Annotated in this window: 2 pseudogenes; both read left to right on the forward strand. The window is 65.4% G+C overall.

Going from position 1 to position 610, the window contains the following annotated elements:
- Window positions 1-237: pseudogene (locus tag AC628_RS41390) on the forward strand (hypothetical protein); the annotation flags it as partial.
- Window positions 237-610 (forward strand): annotated as a pseudogene (locus AC628_RS41395) (terminase large subunit); the annotation flags it as partial. The pseudogenes AC628_RS41390 and AC628_RS41395, both read left to right, overlap by 1 nt.

The following is a 610-nucleotide window of genomic DNA, read 5'->3' on the forward strand; positions in this document are numbered from 1 at the left end:
GTCAACGCCGGCAACGTCTCGGCGATCCGGGAATTCCAAAAGTTTCTCGAGCGCAATGATCTCATGATGTACGGCCAGACGCAGAAGCCTGTTAAGGCCGCACCCGCTGAAAAGCCCGCGCCGGCCGAGAAGGTCGGCAAGAAAGCCGCCGCGATTGCCGCCGCGCAACAGCCTGATGCCGGCACGCCGCTCGGCGAGCTCATGGCGCGCCGTCAACAGGCCGTGACCTCGCACTGATGATCCTCTCGACCGACAACGCGGCGCCGCCGATCGTGCCGGAGATGTGGGATCTGTCCTGCGTCGATTGGGCCGATCGCATGCGCGAGGGCCGGTCGCTTGTGCCGGATCTGCCGCTGTTCGCGGCCGAGGCCGACATCGCGCAGGCGTTCTATGACGAGCTGCAGCTGCCGGACGTGCCTGGCGCGCCGAAAATGCGCGAGGCGTCGGGCCAGTGGTTCCGGGATATCGTCCGCGCGTCGTTCGGCAGCTGGGACCCGGTAAATCAGGTTCGCTATATCCGCGATATCCTGGCGCTGGTCCCGAAAGGCTCCTCGAAAACGACCAACGCCGCGGCGCTGCTGATCGTCGCGATGCTGATGAATTTCCGGCC

Origin of the sequence: Bradyrhizobium sp. NAS96.2, from assembly GCF_001908235.1 — a bacterium.
Taxonomy (GTDB): Bacteria; Pseudomonadota; Alphaproteobacteria; order Rhizobiales; family Xanthobacteraceae; genus Bradyrhizobium.